18 protein-coding genes are annotated in these 22,544 nt (G+C 41.9%); 4 read left to right on the top strand and 14 right to left on the bottom strand.

Translation table 11 applies throughout. From position 1 onward, the window contains the following. The first annotated feature begins 217 nt into the window (after positions 1–217). The gene (pgi, locus tag P2W72_RS01375) at positions 218–1,873 is read left to right on the top strand and encodes a glucose-6-phosphate isomerase (protein WP_276359065.1); all 1,656 of its coding nucleotides are present in this window, start codon (positions 218–220) and stop codon (positions 1,871–1,873) included. Between the two features lie 73 nt (positions 1,874–1,946). On the opposite strand, the gene P2W72_RS01370 is transcribed toward pgi, so the two are convergent. From P2W72_RS01370 to secA, 7 genes are all read right to left on the bottom strand, one after another. After that, positions 1,947–3,011 (bottom strand): glutaminyl-peptide cyclotransferase, encoded by a 1,065-nt coding sequence (locus P2W72_RS01370; protein ID WP_276359064.1) that lies wholly within the window; start codon positions 3,009–3,011, stop codon positions 1,947–1,949. A 15-nt stretch (positions 3,012–3,026) separates the two neighbouring features. Beyond that, positions 3,027–3,386 carry a YraN family protein gene (locus tag P2W72_RS01365; protein WP_276359062.1) on the bottom strand — a complete coding sequence of 120 codons (360 nt, stop codon included), beginning with the start codon at positions 3,384–3,386 and terminating at the stop codon, positions 3,027–3,029. Next, on the bottom strand, positions 3,386–5,308 hold the full coding sequence (gene dnaG / locus P2W72_RS01360) for a DNA primase (protein ID WP_276359061.1): 1,923 nt from the start codon (positions 5,306–5,308) through the stop codon (positions 3,386–3,388). Before dnaG ends, P2W72_RS01365 begins: the two co-directional genes overlap by 1 nt. Positions 5,309–5,421: 113 nt before the next feature. Further along, positions 5,422–6,357: a hypothetical protein gene (locus P2W72_RS01355; RefSeq protein WP_276359153.1), complete on the bottom strand. Its 936-nt coding sequence runs from the start codon at positions 6,355–6,357 to the stop codon at positions 5,422–5,424. Between the two features lie 28 nt (positions 6,358–6,385). Then, positions 6,386–7,570, bottom strand: a complete 1,185-nt coding sequence (locus tag P2W72_RS01350) for a M20 family metallopeptidase (RefSeq protein ID WP_276359060.1) — start codon at positions 7,568–7,570, stop codon at positions 6,386–6,388. Then, a complete protein-coding gene (locus P2W72_RS01345) occupies positions 7,570–7,977 on the bottom strand; it encodes an SPOR domain-containing protein (protein ID WP_276359059.1) in 408 nt (135 codons plus the stop codon). The genes P2W72_RS01350 and P2W72_RS01345 overlap by 1 nt, the downstream gene beginning before the upstream one ends. A 2-nt stretch (positions 7,978–7,979) precedes the next feature. Further along, a complete protein-coding gene (gene secA / locus P2W72_RS01340) occupies positions 7,980–11,282 on the bottom strand; it encodes a preprotein translocase subunit SecA (protein ID WP_276359058.1) in 3,303 nt (1,100 codons plus the stop codon). Between the two features lie 303 nt (positions 11,283–11,585). Here secA and purD point away from each other — a divergent pair, with 303 nt between their 5' ends. Beyond that, positions 11,586–12,878: a phosphoribosylamine--glycine ligase gene (gene purD, locus P2W72_RS01335; protein ID WP_276359057.1), complete on the top strand. Its 1,293-nt coding sequence runs from the start codon at positions 11,586–11,588 to the stop codon at positions 12,876–12,878. 7 nt (positions 12,879–12,885) lie between these two features. Here the strand turns inward: purD and P2W72_RS01330 are convergent, their stop codons facing one another. After that, a complete protein-coding gene (locus P2W72_RS01330) occupies positions 12,886–14,022 on the bottom strand; it encodes an AhpC/TSA family protein (RefSeq protein WP_276359056.1) in 1,137 nt (378 codons plus the stop codon). Positions 14,023–14,154: 132 nt separating this feature from the next. Here P2W72_RS01330 and galK point away from each other — a divergent pair, with 132 nt between their 5' ends. Next, positions 14,155–15,351 carry a galactokinase gene (gene galK, locus P2W72_RS01325; RefSeq protein WP_276359055.1) on the top strand — a complete coding sequence of 399 codons (1,197 nt, stop codon included), beginning with the start codon at positions 14,155–14,157 and terminating at the stop codon, positions 15,349–15,351. A gap of 204 nt (positions 15,352–15,555) precedes the next feature. On the opposite strand, the gene P2W72_RS01320 is transcribed toward galK, so the two are convergent. The 4 genes from P2W72_RS01320 to xylA form a co-directional block, all read right to left on the bottom strand. After that, positions 15,556–16,473 carry a cysteine synthase family protein gene (locus tag P2W72_RS01320; RefSeq protein WP_276359054.1) on the bottom strand — a complete coding sequence of 306 codons (918 nt, stop codon included), beginning with the start codon at positions 16,471–16,473 and terminating at the stop codon, positions 15,556–15,558. Then, a complete protein-coding gene (locus P2W72_RS01315) occupies positions 16,470–16,652 on the bottom strand; it encodes a hypothetical protein (RefSeq protein WP_276359053.1) in 183 nt (60 codons plus the stop codon). Before P2W72_RS01315 ends, P2W72_RS01320 begins: the two co-directional genes overlap by 4 nt. A 10-nt stretch (positions 16,653–16,662) precedes the next feature. Further along, positions 16,663–16,971, bottom strand: a complete 309-nt coding sequence (locus tag P2W72_RS01310; protein ID WP_276359052.1) for a helix-turn-helix transcriptional regulator — start codon at positions 16,969–16,971, stop codon at positions 16,663–16,665. A gap of 62 nt (positions 16,972–17,033) precedes the next feature. Beyond that, complete coding sequence (xylA, locus tag P2W72_RS01305; RefSeq protein ID WP_276359051.1) at positions 17,034–18,365, bottom strand: xylose isomerase; 1,332 nt, start codon at positions 18,363–18,365, stop codon at positions 17,034–17,036. A gap of 86 nt (positions 18,366–18,451) precedes the next feature. On the opposite strand from xylA, the gene P2W72_RS01300 reads away from it, so the two are divergent. Continuing rightward, positions 18,452–19,648 carry a prolyl oligopeptidase family serine peptidase gene (locus P2W72_RS01300; RefSeq protein ID WP_276359050.1) on the top strand — a complete coding sequence of 399 codons (1,197 nt, stop codon included), beginning with the start codon at positions 18,452–18,454 and terminating at the stop codon, positions 19,646–19,648. A 10-nt stretch (positions 19,649–19,658) separates the two neighbouring features. Here P2W72_RS01300 and P2W72_RS01295 read toward each other — a convergent pair whose 3' ends face one another. After that, a complete protein-coding gene (locus tag P2W72_RS01295) occupies positions 19,659–21,131 on the bottom strand; it encodes an FGGY family carbohydrate kinase (protein WP_276359048.1) in 1,473 nt (490 codons plus the stop codon). Between the two features lie 148 nt (positions 21,132–21,279). Further along, positions 21,280–22,461 carry a formimidoylglutamase gene (locus tag P2W72_RS01290; RefSeq protein WP_276359047.1) on the bottom strand — a complete coding sequence of 394 codons (1,182 nt, stop codon included), beginning with the start codon at positions 22,459–22,461 and terminating at the stop codon, positions 21,280–21,282. Between the last annotated feature and the right edge of the window lie 83 nt (positions 22,462–22,544).

Genomic DNA, 22,544 nt, shown 5'->3' with positions numbered 1-22,544 from the left:
GAATTAGCATCAACATGATTTCGGAAAATAAGCTTGTCCCGGTAAGAACTCATAACATTGCCCGGGATCAGCTTCATTTGATCAGGATTTGAAAGTACCCGCTTTCTTTTACGCCCAGCAAATTCTTCATAATTTTAGTCTGGTTAGTATAGAAATACATTCAAATTAAATCTATTTTTACAATATCAGAGATATTATCCTTAATAAATAAGCACATATGCTGTCAGCAAGCCACTTCAAGTCTACAAATGCATTTAAATCACTGAATCTTCATTTTGAAGAAATTAAAAATGAGCATATCCGTGAGTTTTTTAGCGATTCCGAAAGATTTGAACGATTTTCCATTCGCTTTGGGGATATTCTGCTCGATTATTCAAAAAACAGAATTAATGCAGAAACCAAAGGCTTATTGATTCAGCTTGCAGAGGAATGCGGGCTAAGGGACGCTATTGATGCTATGTTCAGCGGAGAGAAGATTAACCAAACTGAAGACAGAGCTGTACTCCATACCGCTTTACGCAATCCTGCAAAAAGCGGATTCATTCTTGAGGGAAGGGATATTTTGCCTGACATCCACAGGGTATTGGATAAAATGGGAAAATTCTCTGATCAGCTTATTTCAGGAAACTGGAAGGGATATACCGGAAAAGCGATCACTGATATAGTGAATATCGGAATTGGTGGTTCAGATTTGGGTCCGGTAATGGTAACTGAGGCTTTAAAAGCATACAGCAATCATTTAAAACTGCATTTTGTTTCGAATGTTGACGGCACTCATATTGCAGAAACCCTGAAAAAGCTTGATCCGGAGACTACACTATTCATGATTGCCTCTAAAACTTTTACCACGCAGGAAACCATGGCAAATGCATTTTCGGCAAGAAGCTGGTTTCTTAAAAGTGATGCTCATGAAGCAGATGTTGCAAAACATTTTGTGGCCATCTCAACCAATGGGCAGGGTGTATCCAAATTCGGGATTGACACCGCAAATATGTTTGAATTCTGGGATTGGGTTGGAGGACGTTATTCCTTATGGAGTGGCATCGGGCTGAGCATTGCATGCGGAATTGGTTTTAAAAACTTCAGGGCATTACTTGAGGGGGCACATGAAGCGGATGAGCATTTTAAAAACACACCATTTGGAGAAAACATTCCGGTAATTCTGGCTCTGCTGGGTATCTGGTATACCAATTTCTTTGATGCTGAAAGTCATGCAATACTCCCCTACGATCAGTACATGCACCGTTTTGCTGCATATTTTCAACAGGGAGATATGGAAAGCAATGGTAAATCGACAGACAGAAATGGAAAAGCGGTTGACTATCAGACCGGCCCGGTGATATGGGGAGAGCCGGGAACTAACGGACAGCACGCATTTTATCAATTAATTCATCAGGGAACCCGATTAATTCCCTGCGACTTCATTGCACCGGCTCAGAGTCATAATCCAATTGGGAATCATCATCAGCTTTTGCTCTCCAATTTCTTTGCCCAAACAGAGGCATTGATGAACGGAAAGAGCAAAGAGGAAGTTGAAAATGAACTGAAATCAGCGGGGAAAACTGCTGAAGAAATATCAAAATTAGCCCCTTTCAAGGTTTTCGAAGGCAACAAACCAAGCAATTCCATATTGGTTAAAAAAATTGATCCCAAAACATTGGGATCACTCATCGCGTTTTATGAGCATAAAATATTTGTACAGGGTGTGATCTGGAATATCTTCAGTTTCGATCAATGGGGAGTTGAATTAGGTAAGCAACTTGCCGGACGAATACTGCCGGAGCTGGAAAATGAGCAGGAAGTGAAAGGGCACGATTCTTCAACCAATGGGCTGATTAATCAGTATAAAATCTGGAGACAAGACAAATCATGATAACAGATTCCGCGGCTGTGTATCTTTTTGAAAGACCATCATGTTTGTACAGATTGAGACTCTTTAAGAATTATTACTGAGGACTCAGTTTAATCTGAAACAATTTATCCCATTTCTTTCCGGTAACAAATAAACGTTTGCCTTTACTATCCCAGGCAATTCCATTCAACACAAAACCGTCAAAATCTTTCATGGATCTTGACTCATCGGGATAAAGCCGGGTAAGATCAACTTCAGCGGTAACCTGACCATTAGCGGGATTGATTACAACAATTCTGTTTGAGTTATAGATATTTGCATAGATCTGTCCATCAACAAACTCCAGCTCATTTAATGAATCCACAGGTCCGTTCTGGTCATAAACCTCTATGGAGTTTTCCTGCATGTAAGTATCCTTATTCAGGATATAAATCATATTTGAACCATCGGTATTATAAATTACCTTCCCATCATTACAAAGGCCCCAGCCCTCTCTGCGGTACTGGCTTGGAAATTCACGAATCATTTTCAATGAATTAAGTTCAAATTCCATATTCACAAAATTCTGATAGGTAAGCATGAATATCTTATCTCCCACTATTGTAATTCCCTCAGCAAAAATATCATCCCTGATCTTTGTTGCCTGAAGAACCCTACCGCTTGCTAAATCAGTTTTTCGGATACTCGACTCGGCTAACAGACCATCACTCTCATACAAAAAGCCTTTATGAAATTCGAGCCCCTGAGTGTAAGAACTGGTATCATGCGGGAATACATTCTGTACCGTAAAAGTATACTTCTGCGGGATCAAAGTGGATTTCACAACAATATTAGTTGTCAGCTCTTCCGGATCGGTACCGGCACGATAGATCTTTGCGGTGATCGCTTTCATACCCAGAGAAAGATCTTTGGTAGCAAGCCCTACCGGCTTTAAATCTGTTGACTTTTGAAGTTTAACTCCATCGGCATAGTAAACAACAGAATCTGCTTTATCCTTTAAATTCAGTTCCAGACTGATTGTATCTCCAAGATTAACTGACATTCCGGCCTCGGGTTTCAGCCAGGCAGCAGAAGTATCAGCACTTTCTTTAGATTCATTAGAACACTTTGAGAATAAGAACAGCATTCCCAGGGAGAAGAACAATAATTTAAACCGCATATTTTTCATTTCAAATCAGGGCCAAAAGGCATCTTCTATATGTCTGATCTCGGGTTCATTGCACCTATCGATCAGGACTGTAATAATATCAAACCTAACTTCATGCTGATGATCCATTAAATGTATGTACTCATCAGCTGCAAAAGCCAGAAGTCTTTGTTTTTCATCGCTGACAAAATCCTCAGGCTCAGCAAAAGTATTATTTCTTCTGGTTTTAACCTCTGCAAAAACTATGGTCGAATCTTTGTAGGCAATCAAATCAATTTCTGCCTTTCCGAAAGTCCAGTTTTGATCCAGTATTTCATAGCCAGATTCTTCCAGATATCTTCGCGCAATTTGTTCACCATTCGCTCCGAAATCATTGTGCCTGGCCATTATTTTACAATTACAGAACCCAGAAAAATAGAGATCCCCTTCTCAACTTCTTTTACCTGCATATATCTGCGCATCAGAATTTCCTGATTAACTGCATCAGGTTCTGATTGAATTTCTTCTCTGATCTTTTTCAGAATACCGTCGACCTTACGTTTCTTCAGATGAAAAATTCCACCCAAAATCGTCGACTTGAGATTCTCGCTTTCATTTTTCACATAGATTTTGCGCTTAGCATACCAGTTTTCGCTCAAAATATATGGAGAAGAAACCATGGAAATAGCCAGATCGGCAATTTCATGATCAGAATGTTTGATAAAATCCTGTTCAGACGGGAGTTTTCCATCTTCCAGCAAACTCTTATACTCGTCAATTACTCTCACGCAAAGTGGGTTATCAAAAGTAACATCGCTCAGATTTCCAATAATATAAGGCGCAATATAAGTATCAGTGATATCATCCCAGTGAACAAGTTCATGACCATAATTCAGCAGCAATCTGACAATCTCTTTCTCCTGAGCATCATCACTGTCTGTGACAGCATTCAGCTCTGAAGAATCGGGCTGCGGAATAAACTCAGGTTCGGGCTGCGGAGTAAAGCTGTTCGACTCCTTTTTGACTCTGCCAAGCCTGATTTTATTCAGTTCGGAAATAAGAACCCGCTCCTCAATCTGAAGAAGTGAACTACATTCGCGTACAAAAACCGAAGCCTTGATACCATCAGGAATCTTCGCAATACTCTCTACTACTTCACGGATAATTCCCGCACGTTTAATCGGATCAGTACCTGCATCCTTTAAAAGTATGCTGGTTTTATAAAGTATAAAATCCTTTTTATTCTGCTCAATATGAGTCTTAAAGGCCGAACTACCGAATTTCTGAACATAGGAATCCGGGTCGTGACCATCCGGAAAAAGAACAACTTTTACATTCAATCCCTCTTCCAGAATCATATCCAGACCTCTGAGCGAAGCTTTAATACCGGCTTCATCTCCATCATACAGAATGGTTATATTTTTGGTAAACCGCCCGATCAGGCGGATCTGTTCGATAGTTAATGAAGTTCCCGATGATGCAACCACATTCTCAACACCTGCCTGATGTACTGAGAGCACATCTGCATAACCTTCTACCAGATAACAATTATCCTCGTCGCGCATGGATTTCTTCGCGAAAAACAAGCCGTAGAGTACATTCGATTTATGGTAGATATCACTTTCGGGAGAGTTGACATATTTCGGAACCGCTTTATCTGTTTTTAAGGTACGACCACCAAAACCAATAACCCGGCCTGTAAAACTATGAATTGGGAACATAACCCTGCCCCGGAAGCGGTCATAGAATTTCTCATTGTCTTTCCTGATCGTTAGTCCGGTCTCTTCCAGAAACTGGATATTATATCCTTCCTTTATTCCCTGCTGTGTCAAAGCATCCCAAACATCCGGAGAGTATCCCAGTTCAAACTTTTTGATAATGTCATCCCTGAAACCGCGCTCTTTGAAATAACTCAGACCAATACTTTTCCCCTCATCGGTTTCAAGCATCTGCCCCTGAAAGAATTTAGCTGCCCAGGCCGATACAATGTATAAACTTTCACGGCGATCATTTATAGCCTGCTCTTCAGGCGTATTTTCAACTTCCGCAATTTCAATTCCGTACTTGTTTGCAAGATACCGCAGGGCCTCAGGATAGGTTGCTTTCTCATGATCCATGATAAAACGAACTGAGTCGCCACCCTTCCCGCAACCAAAGCATTTATAAATGCCTTTGCCAACAGAAACATGAAATGAAGGGGTTTTTTCATTATGGAAAGGACAAAGTCCGATCATGCTCGTACCGCGCCTTTTCAGGGATACAAAATCTCCAACCACCTCCTCAATACGGGAAGTTTCAATGATCTTGTCTACGGTATCTTTAGGAATCAAATTTTTTTAGCTGGGATTTAAAAATAAGGAATTTTTCGTTCTGAAAAATCGAATTCAGATTAATTCCCCGGAAATTCTAAAGCCCACCGGGCCTTTATCAGTACATCTGCAGATTACTTATATCCTTTATGCAGAATCAGAAAACTTGCCCTCTCCTGTCGCTTAAAGGGGATATCCCAATTACCCTGATAAGTGATCTTGGTTGGAAGCAGAGTCTGATCATTCCCAAAGTAACCCAGCTCAATATTCATCTGCACATCGAAATCAAAGGCGAAATTATCGTACTTCATATCTACATAGCGGCCAAGTATCTGAAAGTTTCGCATATCAAAAATGGTAGTCAGCTCCTTGATCATCAGCCCGTCTTTAGTCCAGTTCGAAAGCTCGGGCTTCATAACTACTTTAAAACGATATACCGGAATAGAATCAAGATAAGTGCCACGAAAGAATGAGTAGTCATAATACTGCCGCATGTTGGCAGTAAATATTTCAGTTTTCTTTCCGATAAAGGGGACACCTTTTATAGGCCTTCCGGGGCTAAAAATCAGGGTTTTTAATTTATCCTTGTACGATTCGTTGCTCTCGCCTTTGGCTCCGGTTATAGGTGCAGAGGGGACAAAATCAGAATTATAGGCATTCATAAAGATGTAATCAAACATCTCTACAGTGTACAAAGAATACTTTCCATTCCGCTTATAAACATTGCCTTCATCCTTCTTTTCGAGGAACTGCATTTTATACGGACCTTCATTATTATGATAGATCTTACGATAAACCTTACCCTCTACAGAGTTCTTCTTATCATAAGTGAAAATACGGTTCTCAGCATTGAAGCTGTATTTCTTCATATTGCGGAAGGCAGCATAGAAACTGGTGTCGTTTATGATCTCATTGATAAACGACTCTACCGTTAAACGCGTTGATGAAACCGTGATGGCCGAGTCAATAGTTACTGTAAGAACTGTGTCGGGATTAAATCTTGGTATTTGCTGAGCAAAGCCTAATCCGCAAATACTCATCAGGCTCAGGAGCAGGTATATTCTCTTCATCATATTTTTTAACTCCCAGAGGGAATCTTTAGTTACCCAATTGCTTTAAAGCAATATAAGTCATCAAACCGGTACTTAATCTGAGTGAATCCTCATCCACATCAAAGGTAGGAGTGTGTACAGATGATGTAATGCCTCTGGCCACATTTCCTGTTCCAAGTCTGTAGAAGCAGGCATCAGACACCTGTGAATAATAGGCAAAATCTTCTGCAGCCATCCAGATATCCAGATCAAGAACGTTTTCTTTGCCCAGATAGTCTTCGGCATAGGCACGAACATCTGCAGTTAATTTTTCTTCATTGATCAGGAAAGGATATCCGCGCATGATTTTAAACTCACAGCTTCCGCCCATTGCTTCTGCAATACCTTCGGCCATTTTCTTCATTTTTTCGTGAGCCTTAGCCCTCCACTCTTCATCCATTGTTCTGAAGGTACCTTCAAGGTATACTTCATTAGGAATTACATTAGTGGCACCGTTGGCAATAACTTTTCCGAATGAAAGTACTGAAGGTGTTTTCGGATCAGCAATACGGCTTACAATCTGCTGCAGGGCAACGATAATATGCGATGTAATCAGGACCGGATCAATATTCTGCTGAGGCTGCGCACCATGACCTCCTTTACCATGCACTGTTACATAAATTTCGTCTGTTGAAGCCATGTACTTACCTGCACGGAAACCAACCTTGCCCGATTCAATCAATGGCATCACATGCTGACCAACTACTGCATCGGGTTTGGGATTTTCAAGCACCCCTTCCTGAATCATCAGATTGGCACCACCAGGGAGTTTCTCTTCCGCAGGCTGGAAAATCAGTTTTACAGTACCGGCAAACTCATCCTTTAGCTCAGTAAGAATCTTTGCAGTACCTAAAAGCGACGAAGTATGTACATCATGTCCGCAGGCATGCATCACACCCGGATTTTTAGACTTGTAAATCACATCATTTGCTTCCACAATCGGAAGAGCATCCATATCTGCACGCAGAGCAACTACTGCATCAGAAGGCTTTGCCCCTTTAATCAAAGCGACCAATCCCGTATTTGCCATTTTTTCATAGCCGATTCCCAGTTCATCCAGTTTTTTAGCTACAAAGGCCGAAGTTTCATACTCATGAAATGAAAGTTCGGGGTTAGCATGTAAATGCCGGCGGTTCTCTACCACATTACCATGAATCTGTTCTGCAAGTTGGGTGATCTTATCTTTTAACATTAGCGTAGAATTATCAGTTCAGAAAAAATAAACATCGAAGAATAGTATTTTTTCAGTTCATTCATAAATTTTTCGGCTTCCAGTCTGGTACGAAAATCACCAACCCTTAACCTGTAGTTGGGCTGGGTATAAGTGATATAAGTACCGGTTCCGGGGAACCGTGATTTAAATTTAGTTTGCTCAGCATAAACCTGCTGGCGGTCCAAGCCCGAAAATACCTGAACACGGAAACCGGATACCATAATACTTTTACCGGGGACGGTACTCTTATTCAATTCGAGTCTTTTGGCTATCAGACTATCGATCTTAGGATCCTTAACTACCACAACCCTGCCCTTTTCCTGAGCTGCAGCATTTAAAAATGAGGCAGCAAAAAGCAAAAGACCTATGATAATTTTCCGGAACATGATCAATCAAGACCTACACCATGACAGTTTTTGTACTTCTTACCACTTCCGCAAGGACATGGATCATTTCTGCCAACTCTAACCTCAGCACGAATAGGCTGTGTTTTCTGAATCTCGCGCGTGTCATCTACCGGCATACCATTTGCAGTCTGGGCAAGTTCAGGTTTTGAAATCTTGAGTTTGCTCATATCCTGACGGGGCTGAGGGCGGGCCTCACGCACTTCATCAGGCTCCTGACTTGGAATATTCCCCTTGAACAGGAAGCTTACAATATCTTTATTTACGGTAGCCAGCATCTGCTTAAACATGCTGAAAGCTTCCATTTTATACACAATCAATGGATCTTTCTGCTCGTAAACAGCATTCTGTACCGACTGTTTCAGCTCATCCATTTCACGAAGATGTTCTTTCCAGGCATCATCAATAAGGGCAAGTACCACAGTCTTTTCAAAAGCTTTAAACACTTCGTACCCTTTAGTTTCAACCGCTTTTTTAAGATTTGCAGCTACCTGTACCGAACGGATACCATCTGAGAAGGGAACAACAATGTTTTCGATCATATCTCCACGCTCTCTCAAAACACCCTCCAGAACCGGGAAGGTCTGGTGAGCAATAGCCTCAAGTTTACGGTGATAAAAATCATTGATCTTTTCAAAGATCTTGTCGGTCAGGTTATAAATATTCGTTTCAGCAAATTGCTTTTCTGTCATTTCCGGATCTACAGAGAATATGCGGATGATCTCCATCTGGAAACCTTCATAATTACTCTGATCCTTGTATTCAGAAACGATATCTTCAACAACATCAAATATGGTATTATTCAGATCCACATCCAGACGCTCACCAAACAATGCATTTTTACGCTTTGCATAAACTACTGAGCGCTGAGAGTTCATCACGTCATCATATTCAAGCAAACGCTTACGAACTCCAAAGTTGTTTTCTTCCACTTTACGCTGTGCACGCTCAATGGATTTTGTAATCATTGAATGCTGAATAACCTCACCCTCTTCAATACCCATTCTGAGCATGATATTAGAAATCCGCTCAGATCCGAATAAACGCATCAGGTTATCCTCAAGGGAAACAAAGAACTGACTTGATCCCGGATCACCCTGACGACCCGCACGACCGCGCAGCTGTCTGTCGACACGACGTGATTCATGGCGCTCGGTACCCACAATGGCCAAACCTCCGGCCTCTTTAACACCTGGGCCAAGCTTTATATCTGTACCACGACCCGCCATGTTGGTTGCAATGGTTACCGTTCCTGCCTGACCTGCTTCAGCAACGATATCTGCCTCTTTCTGGTGCAGTTTCGCATTCAGTACGTTATGCTTAATACCTCTCAACTTCAGCATTCGGCTAAGCAATTCAGAGATCTCAACTGATGTTGTACCCACAAGTACCGGACGGCCCGCCTGTGTTAATTTTGTTATTTCATCTGCTACCGCATTATATTTTTCACGAACGGTACGGTAAACCATATCCTCATGATCTTTACGCTTTGCAGTGATATTTGTCGGAATTTCAACTACATCCAGCTTATAGATCTGCCATAATTCGCCTGCTTCTGTAACCGCTGTACCGGTCATACCACATAGTTTGTGGTACATTCTGAAGAAATTCTGTAAAGTAATGGTAGCATAGGTCTGAGTTGCATCTTCAACCTTCACATTTTCTTTAGCCTCTATCGCCTGATGTAATCCGTCAGAATAACGGCGTCCGTCCATAATACGGCCGGTTTGCTCATCTACCAGTTTAATTTTACCCTCATCAACGATATATTCCACATCAATCTCGAAGAGTGTATAAGCTTTTAATAATTGGTTAACCGAGTGGATACGCTCCGATTTTATTGAAAAATCGCGCATGAGCTGATCCTTTTTATCTATTTTCTCTTCGGTAGAGAGACTCGATTTCTCCAGTTCAGCGATCTCAGTACCCACATCAGGCATCACGAAGAAATGCGGATCTTCGCCAGCTGAGGTGATCAGTTCGATACCCTTTTCAGTTAATTCAACCTGGTTATTTTTTTCATCAATCACAAAGAAAAGCTCGGCATCGACCTTAGGCATTTCCTTATTCTGATTTTCCATGTAGTGATGCTCAGATTTGGTCAGCACCTGTTTCATGCCCGGCTCACTCAGAAATTTGATCAGCGCTTTACTCTTTGGCAATCCTCGGTATGCCCGTAATAAAGCCAATCCACCTTCCTGCGGACCGGTATGACCCTCGGCAATCAGCTTTTTAGCCTCATTCAATACTCCGTTAATGAAATTCTTCTGAGCCGTAACCAAACGCTCAATACGTGGTTTTAACTCATAGAATTCATGCTCATCACCGCGGGGAATAGGCCCTGAAATAATTAGGGGGGTTCTGGCATCATCAATCAGTACCGAGTCAACCTCATCAACCATTGCGAAATGCAATTTACGCTGAACCAGACTCTCCGGATTCAATGTCATATTGTCACGCAGATAGTCGAAACCAAATTCATTATTGGTACCAAAAGTGATGTCTGCCAGATAAGCCTTACGACGCTCCTCAGAATTCGGCATGTGCTTGTCGATGCAATCAACTGTTAATCCGTGGAATTCGAATATTGGGCCATTCCATTCAGAGTCACGACGGGCAAGATAATCGTTCACAGTTACGATATGAACTCCTTGTCCGGATAACGCATTAAGATATGCAGGCAGGGTTCCAACAAGTGTTTTACCCTCTCCGGTAGCCATTTCGGCAATTTTACCCTGATGCAATACGATACCACCAATCAGCTGTACATCGTAATGGATCATATTCCAGGTAACTTCCGTACCGGCAGCGATCCAGGTATTATGGTGAATAGCTTTATCACCCTGTATCAATACGTTCTTCTTACGTGCTGCCAGCTCTCTGTCGGCCTGGGTAGCAGTAACTTCAATGGTTTTATGCTCAGTGAAACGACGAGCCGTTTCTTTCATAACCGCAAAAGCTTCCGGAAGAATATCCATCAATACTTTCTCAAGTTCACTGTCGCGGTCTTTCAGGAGTTTGTCAAGCTGGTCATAAAGCTCAGTCTTCTCATTCATCGGAAGATCCTCTGACTCTGCCTTTGCTCTTACTACTGCAGTTTCTTTATCAATATCGGCCAGATATTCCTGAATACGAGCCTTGAAATCAAGAGTTTTCTGTCTTAGATCGTCATTACTGATAGAAGATAATTTAGAATACTCTTCTTTTATTTTTTCAACCAGGGGCTGAATCTGCTTTATATCACGATTTGATTTACTGCCGAAAAGTTTGCTTAAAAGTCCTAACATGTATATGAAATATTTTGAATCAAATTAACAAGAATTACGCCATTGCCCAATAATAGTCATAATGGCATAAATCAGGGCGCAAAATTACGATTATTATTAGAAATCAGGAGATAAGTGATCTATGTAACAGTATTTATAATCAAATCGGTGTGCGTTGTATCTCACAGGTAAAGACAGATTGTATGCTTAATTTATGCAGCTCATACGACTCAGGCTGTAAGGTCCGGGCAGGATAGGCCTATAAATCAACAATTGACTAAGCCACAAATTTGATGATTAGCTAATTCGCCCTATCTTTACAGCATGAATATCCTATTACTTGGTTCAGGCGGACGCGAAAGCGCTTTCGCCTCAAAATTGGCTCAAAGTCCGAAATTAACCCAGTTATACGTTGCTCCGGGGAATGCCGGCACTCCAGCATACGGTAAAAATGTGAACCTCAGAGTAACAGACTTTGAGGGAATTGCTGATTTCGTCCTGAAGAATGATATCAACATGCTTATCGTCGGGCCGGAGGAACCATTGGTAAAGGGAATTCATGATTTTTTTCTGAATCATCCGGATCTGAAAGATATTCCGGTGATCGGTCCGCAAAAAGAGGGTGCCCAGCTCGAAGGAAGCAAGGATTTCTCAAAACAGTTCATGATCAGGCACAAAATTCCAACTGCTGCCTTCCGCTCCTTTACCAAATCAGAACTGGAGGAAGGGCTAAAATACCTGGAAACCCAAAAGCTGCCTATCGTTCTTAAAGCCGATGGCTTAGCTGCCGGAAAAGGCGTGCTGATCTGTGAGACACTGGAGGATGCAAGGAAAGAACTAAAGGCTATGCTTGCCGATGCAAAATTCGGCGAAGCGAGCAGCACAGTCGTTATCGAAGAATTCCTTACCGGAATTGAACTTTCTGTATTTGTGCTAACCGATGGAAAATCATACAAGATCCTTCCTGAAGCGAAAGATTATAAGCGTATAGGTGAAGGTGATACCGGCTTAAACACCGGAGGTATGGGTTCTATCTCGCCTGTTCCATTTGCTGATGCAACATTTATGAAAAAAGTGGAAGACCGCATCATCATCCCTACCATTGAGGGCTTAAAAAAGGATAACATCCCCTACAAAGGCTTTATTTTTATCGGTTTGATGGCTTCTGAAAGTCCGCAGGGTAAAGAACCGCATGTAATCGAGTATAATGTACGCATGGGCGACCCGGAGACCGAGAGTGTAATACCGAGAATTGAAAGCGACCTGATTGATCTTTTTGAGGGAGTTGCAAACCAGACTTTGTCTGAAAAGAAATTGAAGATCTCAGGCAAAACTGCTGCAACAGTAATGATTGTTGCGGGTGGTTATCCGGGAGAATATCTGAAAGGAAAACCAATTACAGGTATCGAAAATCTGAAGCATTCAACTGCATTTCATGCAGGTACAGAATTAGACAATGGGGTAGTGAAAAGCAACGGGGGACGGGTAATTGCCATCACCTCACTACAGGATAACCTGTTTGATGCCGTTCAGTGTGCTACAGCAGATGCGGGCAGAATCTATTTTGATGCCAGGTATTTCCGTACCGATATCGGAACAGATCTGATGAATTTATAATAGCAGATCAGTTCTTTTTCGGAAAAAGCTCATTCAGTTTATCGATCAGATCCTCTCCGCGAAGATCCCTGCCAATTATTTTTCCACCGGGATCAAGCAGGAAATTACGGGGAATACTGCTTATTCCATACAGAGCGGCTGCCTCACTGTTCCAGTATTTTAAATCAGACACATGCTGCCAGTTGAGTTTGTCCTGTCTGATTGCATTGAGCCAGCTTTTTCTATCCCTGTCGAGCGAAACACCGAATACAGTAAATCCTTTATCCTGAAAGGTTTCAAAGGCTTTAACAACATTAGGATTTTCCTGACGGCAGGGTCCGCACCATGCTGCCCAGAAATCCAGCAATACATATTTCCCTTTTAATGATGAAAGAGGAACAGCCTTCCCTGATGTATCTGCCAATGCAAAATCAGGAGCTAAAGCTCCTAAAGATGTTTTCTTCTGACTTTTTATATGCTCCTCGATCAGCTTGCCGGTTGAACTTGCCTGCAATGAAGGACTCATATTTCTGAACAAACTTTCCGACTCAAGATAATCTCCGGTACTTTCAGCAAGTGAAGGAATCAGAAGCATAGAAAAAAACATACCCCTGTGCTCATTGATATATCTTCTTCTAAAATCCTGCATTTCCTTTGATGCATTTTTGAAAGGGATGCGATAAAGTGCAAAGACTGAATCCTGAGATAGTCCATTATTAACTTTTTTCCCTGCCTCCTCTTCAATTGCAGCTAATTTAGCTATAAACGGAGCCTGAGCCTCAGAATAATCAATAAACTGGTCGAAAGCTTTTGAACCCCTGACTTCTGCACTTTCAAATGCATCTTTAATATCTATACTAAGATTACCTTTATCAATAAAAAATTGCTTTTTTTCTGCCGTTTCATTTCTGAAATCTTCTTTATCGGAGATGAACGCCAGCATCGGATCATCAATACTCCCACTTGCACTAAATTTTCCGTTTTCCACCAAAAGGCGTTCTACTTTTGGCTTTGCATTGCCTAAAAAGGCCATTTGCGTTAAATAAAGAGCTTTGACACTCTTATTTCCAATCGTACCGCTAATTGTATAATTATTTTGCTGAGCAAAGCCTGTGAAAAAAGACAAAGCCAGGAAAGTAAAAAAGTAAAATCTTAAGTATCGCATATGTTTAAATAAGTAGAAAACGAATAAAACTACTATTTAATGCTTTCTTGTTAAAAATTATTTGATTGATATTGAAATTTCCTTCTACCGCACTTAGAAATGAATCATAAATAATTCTTTAAACTATTAAAAATGAAGATAAATCAGGAAGTTTGGACTATGATGATTATACCACCGGCAGACTACCCTAACACTATCAAAACTAAATTCAAAGAACTTTTCGGTCAGGAAGCACTGATCATCCGTTCACCGGGAAGGATTAATCTGATTGGTGAACATCTGGATTATAATATGGGTTATGTACTGCCTGCAGCGATCAATAAAGCCATCTGGCTGGGTATACAGAAACGTGACGATCAGGCAATCAGCATTTACTCACTGGATTATGATGCACATTATCAGACGGGCATGCATAACATCTTTCCTTCCGGAAAACTATGGCCTGATTATATTCTGGGGGTAGTTGAACAGATTCAGAAGAAACACAAGCTAAAAAATGGATTCAATATCGTTTTTGGAGGCGATATACCTCCCGGTGCCGGACTTTCATCATCAGCAGCTCTGGAATGTGCCGCAGCTTTTGCTTTGAATGAGCTCTTCAGACTTGGTTATGAAAAAATGGATCTTGTTGCAATAGGACAGGCTGCAGAAAATGAATTTGTTGGGGTAAAATGCGGAATTATGGATCAGTTTGCCAGTGTTTTCGGAAAAAGGGAACATCTGATCCGTCTGGATTGCCGTAATTTAAACTATGTCCATGTCCCTTTTCATGCCAATGGAATTAGGGTCATTCTGTTTGATACCAGGGTAAAACATTCACTTGCCGACTCTGCCTATAATGAACGCCGGGAACAATGCGAAAAGGGTGTAGATCTGATACAGGAATTCTATCCCGAAGTAAGAAGTTTGCGCGATGCAAATCAGGAAATGCTCGACACTTTTGTTAAGCCGGTTGACGAAATAGTTTACCGGAGATGCACCTATGTAGTTCAGGAAATTCAAAGACTCTTAAAAGGCTGTGCTGACCTGGAAAAAGATGATCTGATCAGCTTCGGCAAGCGAATGTTTGAAACGCATGCCGGTTTGAAAGATCTCTATGAAGTAAGCTGTGATGAGCTGGATCTGCTGGTTGATCTTGTAAAGGATAATCCTGCGGTAATCGGTGCCCGTATGATGGGCGGAGGTTTTGGAGGCTGCACGATCAATCTGGTAAAGACAGAAGCAGCTGAGGACCTTATAAAAAAGGTTTCGGATGCTTACCTATCCAAAACGGGAACAGAAATGTTTGTTTATGAGGTAGCGATTGAAGATGGGACAGGGATTGTGTGATTCTGGCGTCTGTCGTGAGTTGTGGAGATGTCATTGCGATCCGCTTTGGGCGGAGAAGCAATCTCCATACTTTTAATACTAGTTATCCTAAGATTGCTTCGTCGTACCTCCTTGCAATGACACTGAAAATACCAGCCGTTTGACGTGTTCCAAAAGGCATGTCAAATACTCAGATAATCTGAATTTACAAGCCAATTAAGTGATTTAATCACCGTATTTATAGCCCGAATCACAAAGTACAGTGACAATGTTCAATGGCTTTCCCTGTTCTATCAAAAATTTCTTTGCTGCCAGAACGTTCGCTCCCGCTGAATATCCCACGTAAAGCCCCTGATCAGCTGATAAACATTTTTTCATATCCATTACTTCCTGATCACTAACTGTAATAAAATCATCAGCAAGTTTTTCATCCCAATGCGGAGGGATTAAGCCATAGGCCGTACCCTGAATAATATGTTTTGGCTCATCCACCTTCCCTGTTTTCAGGATAGCTGCCTTTTCGGGTTCTACGGCAATGCATTTAATGCCTGGATTAATCGATTTCAGGTACTTAGAAGTCCCGAGGAATGCTCCGCCACTACCTACAGATGCCATAAACACATCAATATCCGGCAGCTCCTGCAAAATTTCAGGCCCGGTATGGTTAAAATGTGCACGGATACATGATGGATTATTGAACTGATCTGCATAGAATGCATTCCTGTTCTGAGCAATATCTTTTGCAAATGCTATGGCAAAGGCAATGTCTGCACCGGTAACCATGCCCGGCAAACCATCCACCTGCTTAGTAAGTATAACTTCTGCCCCGAATGCCTGAAGAATTTTTAACCGTTCAGGACTGTTCCCTTCCGACATCACGGCAACAAAAGGATTACCAAACTGCCGGCATACCAAAGCCAGGCCGGCACCCATATTCCCGCTGGTCATTTCCACAACCGTTTGCCCTCTTTTCAAACTCCCATTCTCATAGGCATCCAGAATAATCTGATAGGCTGCCCGGTCTTTGACACTTCCTCCCGGCTGCATATGTTCTGCCTTGGCATAGATCTTTCCGGACAGGCCGGCGCTGATCTTATCGAGAAAGATTAATGGGGTGTTATGGATTAGGTTTAAGGTACTCAAGGTTTATTTGACTCATTGGACCGATTATCATCAGTCCATATTTCAAAAACTTCATCCTCAAATACATCCTGAATCAGCAATTCGTCATCACCACGATCATGCATAACCTTAAATGATTTCTCCCAATCGGCCCTGGGTTTTGGGCCTATTTTAAACTTATCCGGCTGCGAATCTTTCATTTTGACAATATTAATTGTTCATTTCCACGCTAAAGCTAATTTTCGCATTTAGTGCTTTGAAACCTTTCAGGATTGTCTCTACCCGGGCATCGGTCAGGCTGTTTTCAAGTTTGGAGATTTTAGCCTTTTGAACCCCAACCAGCTTACCCAATTCTTCCTGTGTTAATTTACGGTCTAAACGTGCCTGTTTGATCGCTTCTCCCAGCAGGTCGAGACACAATTCATTTTCAAAAGCTTCACGCCTGGGTGTTCCGGTCTGACCGATATGTTTATCAGTGATTTCTTCGAGAGTAAAAATTTTCAAGCTTTGCTTACTCATTTTTGGGTGTCAGTCGATGGTTTGGAAAGGAATGTGACACATTTTAGCACCTCCGCCCCCTCTTAAATATACCTGTTCACCAAATTCTCCAGGTACTCCTGCTTTCCACTTCTAACATCAGGCTCGCCCATTTCAACTGCAAGGTTTCTAAGATCTTCCAGGCTCAGCTTTCCCGCTTCAAAATCTTTGCCTTTCCCTGAATCAAATGAAGCATAACGATCTTCCCTGACCTTACGGTAATCAGATTTATTCAAAATATTATCAGCAACAATCAGGGCACGGGCAAAGGTGTCCATACCACCAATATGAGCATAAAATAAATCGGCGGGATCAGTTGAATTTCTGCGAATCTTGGCATCAAAATTAATACCTCCGCCGTCAAAACCTCCGGCTTCGAGAATTACAAGCATCGCTTCTGCAAGCTCATTGATATTATTTGGAAACTGGTCAGTATCCCATCCGTTCTGGTAATCGCCACGGTTGGCATCAATTGATCCAAGTAAGCCAGCATCGGCACTTACCTGAAGTTCATGCTGGAAAGTATGTCCGGCAAGCGTGGCATGATTTACTTCAATATTCAGTTTAAAATCGCCCATCAAATCATACTGACGCAGGAAACTGATCACAGTAGCGGCATCATAATCATACTGATGCTTGCTTGGTTCACAGGGTTTGGGTTCAATAAAGAAAGTACCCTTAAATCCATTTTTACGGGCATAATCCCTCGCCATGTGCAGGAATTTTGCAAGATGCTCCTGCTCACGTTTCATATCGGTATTCAGCAGACTCATGTATCCTTCACGACCACCCCAGAATACATAGTTTTCACCGTTCAGGGCAATGGTAGCATCCAGGGCTGCTTTTACCTGTGCTCCGGCATGTGTCAGCACATGAAAATCAGGATTGGTTGATGCTCCGTTCATATAACGGCGATGCGAAAAGAGGTTGGCTGTACCCCATAATAATTTCACTCCGCTGGCCTGCTGCTTTTGTTTTGCATAGGCTGTGATTGCCTGCAATCTTCTTTCGTTCACGGTGATATCGTTTCCATAATCTACCACATCCACATCGTGGAAACAGTAATACGGGAGGTTCATTTTAGTAATGAATTCAAAGGCCGCATCCATTTTATCTTTTGCACGGTCAACCGCATCGCTTTTCGCATCCCACGGAAAAATATGGGTTGGTTCACCGAAAGGGTCAGATCCGTTTCCTACAAATGAATGCCAGTAGGCACAGGCGAAACGCAAAATTTCTTTCATCGTTTTGCCTCCAATAAGCCTGTTCTCATCGTACCAGCGAAATGCCAGTGGATTATCTGATTCAGGGCCCTCAAATTTGATCTGTCCTATGCCCTTAAAAAACTCTTTCTCTCCGGTTATAATGTTTGCCATAATGAAATTTTATATTTTCTAATTTAGAGATTTTAATGAGAATGGCTAATTCATAATTATATTTATTAATCAAATATTCAAATCCTATGAAATCATTGCTTAGCATTTTCTTCATCGTTATTTCGGCCCTCAGTATTAAAGCCCAGCGTCCGGCCACAACAAATTACGATGAAGCTAAAGTTCCGGTTTATACCCTGCCGGAAGTGCTTAAAACAGGTTCCGGGAAAGCAATAAAGTCAGCAAAAGCCTGGGAAAAACTAAGAAGACCGGAAGTGCTTGAGCTCTTTGCCGAAAACATTTACGGACCAATACCAAAGGATTTTGACGAGATCAAATTTTCGCTGAAAAATGAAGACCGGAACAGCATGAATGGCAAGGCACATCTCAAAGAAGTGCTGATTGAGGTATTCCGTAATCATAAACGCATCGCCATAAACCTCACCCTGTTTATCCCGAATAATGCAAAATCACCTTCTCCTGCATTTCTTCTGATCAATAACCGGGGCAAGGAAAATACTGATCCAACCCGCTTAGTTAAAAGTGAATTCTGGCCTGCAGAGGTGCTCATTGAAAGTGGTTATGCTATTGCAGCCATACATGTAAGCGATATGGCTCCCGATGATAAAAATGAGTTTATGAACGGGGTGCTTCAGTTGTACCCTGAGCAACTGAATGCCAATAATGGCATGCGGGCGATTGCTGCCTGGGGATGGGGCGCCAGCCGGGTAATGGATTATTTTGAAACAGATCCACAAATCGATGCAAAGAGAGTTGCCATTACCGGCCATTCACGTGGTGGCAAGGCCTCCTTATGGGCTGCTGCCAATGATCAGCGTTTTGCACTGTGTATCAGCAATTGCTCAGGAAATACCGGAGCAGCATTGGCCCGCAGGCAATTCGGAGAGCGTGTGAAAGTGATCAATACCACTTTCCCGCATTGGTTTAATACGAATTATAAGAAATACAATGATCATGAAGAGCTTCTTCCTGTTGATCAGCACATGCTGATTTCATTGATCGCACCAAGGCCGGTTTATGCAACCAATGCTTCCGAAGATCTTTGGGCTGATCCCAAAGGCACTTTCTTATCCCTGAAAAACGCTGAAAATGTTTATGGCCTGTATGGTAAAAAATCAAAATTGCCCGAAGTAGCTCCGGGATTAAACACACCCATCACAGAACCACCCCTGGCTTATCATAACCGGGAAGGGAAGCATGACCTGAGGGTTTATGACTGGAAGCAATTTATACGCTTTGCAGATAATTATTACAGGAAAAAGTAATGTGGCTTGATTATAAGTGCTCCTCCAAAATCCCTTTCCATTCCTGATAAATCGCCTCGTATTCTGCTGATTTTTGAGGTTCGATCTTACTCAGTGGTTTCAGATTTGAGTATGCATTTTCAGTACTCAGCTCTCCAAGGCCAATGCCTGCACCGATAGCTGCACCGATACTTCCTTCATTACTGTATAATTCGAGCGGAACTCCGCAGGCATTCACAAAGGTTTCCATAAAAAGCTCGCTGGAAAACAGATTGGTTTTCCCGGCACGTATAATGGCGGGATGCATCCCATTTTCACGCATAATATCTAATCCGTAGCGAAAAGCAAAGGCAATTCCCTCCTGTACTGCCCTGAAAATATGGGCGGAGCTATGTTTATTCAAATCGATATGATGAAAATGAGCACCAACATTCCTGTTATTCAGCATACGCTCGGCACCATTTCCAAAAGGAATGATCCTGAGCCCGGCACTACCGATGCTGACCTCTTTAGCCTTAGCATTCATTGTATCATAGCTGATCCCGGCGCCGATTACATCTTTAGCCCAGCGGTTCATTATTCCTGTACCGTTGATACATAAAAGTACGCCTATCCGCTTTTGTTCATTGCTGTAATTTACATGAGCAAAACTATTGATTCTGGACTGCTGATCATAGGTCAGCTGGTCTGAAATTCCATAAATCACTCCCGAAGTACCTCCATTGGCAGCAACCTCTCCCGGCTTAAGTACATTCAGCGAAAGTGCATTATTGGGCTGGTCTCCGGCTTTATATGTAACCGGAATACCACTTCGCAAATTTAAACTATCCGCTTGCTTTACCCCCAAACTACCATGCTCTGCAAATACCGGTTTAATCTCCGGAATTATATCCCTGCTAAACCCGAAATAAGCGAGTACATCCTCCGAAAGGTCGTTCTTTTGAAAATCCCAAAACACTCCCTCAGACAGGGCTGATATAGTGGTGGTAATATTACCGGTCAGTTTCATAGCAATAAAATCGCCGGGAAGCGTCACTTTATCAATTCTCTCAAAAATTCCGGGCTCATTCTGCTTAACCCAGGCCAGTTTGGAAGCGGTAAAATTTCCCGGAGAATTCAGCAGATGTGAAAGACATTTCTGTTCTCCTATTGCATTTAAAGCCTCGTTTCCAATGCCTACAGCACGACTGTCGCACCAGATAATTGAATTTCTGAGTACTTTCTGATCCTTATCAACCAGTACCAGTCCGTGCATCTGGTAAGCAATACCAATTGCAGCAATATCAGAAGGATCATAAAACCCTGATGCATTTGCTTTCAAAATAGCTTTCTGAACATGCTCCCACCATATTTCCGGCGATTGCTCGGCCCATCCGGCCTGCTCAGCAATGATCCCTGTTTCCGTTTCGGGATACTGAACGGTACAAAGACTCTTTTGTGTCTGAGAATCTGCAACTGAAACTTTAATAGATGAAGTGCCGAGGTCGATACCGAGAAGTAGCATTTGGAAAGTTCTGAATTAGAGTGAAGATATAAAAATATTATCAGTCGTCTGTTACCTGTTATGAGGCTTGCACACATGGAAAATATAAATTATCAGTATTTACATTTTCGCTTTGTCTGAAAACAGATAACCTGTAACAGGCAACACATCAAATCAGTTTCTGATAAGTCCTCCACCACAAATCAGGCATTTCTCCGTTATTGGCAGACAGATAATCCTCATAAGTACATGGAACCAGATGGTGTCTTTCATTTTTAGACCCTCCGGAAGGGTAAGGAACCTGCATCCACCATCTGTCAGACTTCTTGCTTTTGATAAATACCAGTTCGTGCGAACCATCTTTCAAACTTGTACGGTAAGTTAAGTACTGAGATTTCGGCAGCATCGGGAATTCCTTTTTGCGGTTGTAAAAACCATCAACAAAGTACCAGACCATTTGCGAAAGAAGCATTGCAGTTTGCCCGTTCCTGTCAAACTCAGGATTAAACTCATAAAACCCGATGGATGAAAGTTTATCATTCATACCGGCATAACGCGAAATCTGACAAGCCTGCTCCCCATAAAATCCATTTGGAGTGGCATGCGCATTTCCGCATGCATCCGAAGAGCGAATGGCTGAAATATCAAAGCTGACCATGTTCGCATTCCGGATAATCGGCTCGGAAACATTCATACTTTCTGCAAAATCTCCCAGTCTGTGAGCATCAAAATATAATTTTTCCATCACTTTCAAACTTTCCTGATTCACAAAAAAGGTTTGATAGCCTATATTGCTGAAATTGAAAAGAAAGTTCGGTTCGTGTAAAAAAATCTTATTCAGATAGGATGAAGATGTTGTTTCAATAGTCCCTTCGGCATTTTCTTCCAGATCAAAACGAGAATCCACAACCAGCAAATCTACCTTCTGTTCCAGTTCTTCGTAAGCCATGAACTGAGGATAGGTCAGATCCTGACTTCCTCCGATAATGACAGGAAGAATATTCTTCTTCATTAGTTCGGCAGTAAGAAGTTTCAATGCCACATAGGTATCAGAGACCTTGTGTCCGGTCTTGATATTACCCATATCCACAATGCGGGTGGTATAATTCCCCTCATTCAGCGCATAAAAATGCTTCCTGAAAATATCTGCGGCTTCTGCTGTACCCTCATTGCCTTCAGAATTCCGGCCTTCCTGAACTCCTATGATTGCAATGTCAAATTTGTTTTCATCCAAATCCGGAAAATCAGAATGATAGACTTCAATTTTAGATCCTAAATGGCTGGTATAAAACCCATTTTCGGGAGTCAGTTCATTGAAATCAACAGGACTAAGGAAATCGGATAATGACATAGTTTAATTTTTCAGGTAATTGTGTAAGATAGGCATCTGTTGGCTTCCTGCCTGATTATGTCTAAAACAAAATTGAAATTATG

The organism is Daejeonella sp. H1SJ63 (assembly GCF_029360775.1).
Lineage (GTDB): Bacteria > Bacteroidota > Bacteroidia > Sphingobacteriales > Sphingobacteriaceae > Daejeonella.
Note: the sequence above shows the minus strand (reverse complement) of the source record. Positions and strands in the feature narration are given on the sequence as shown.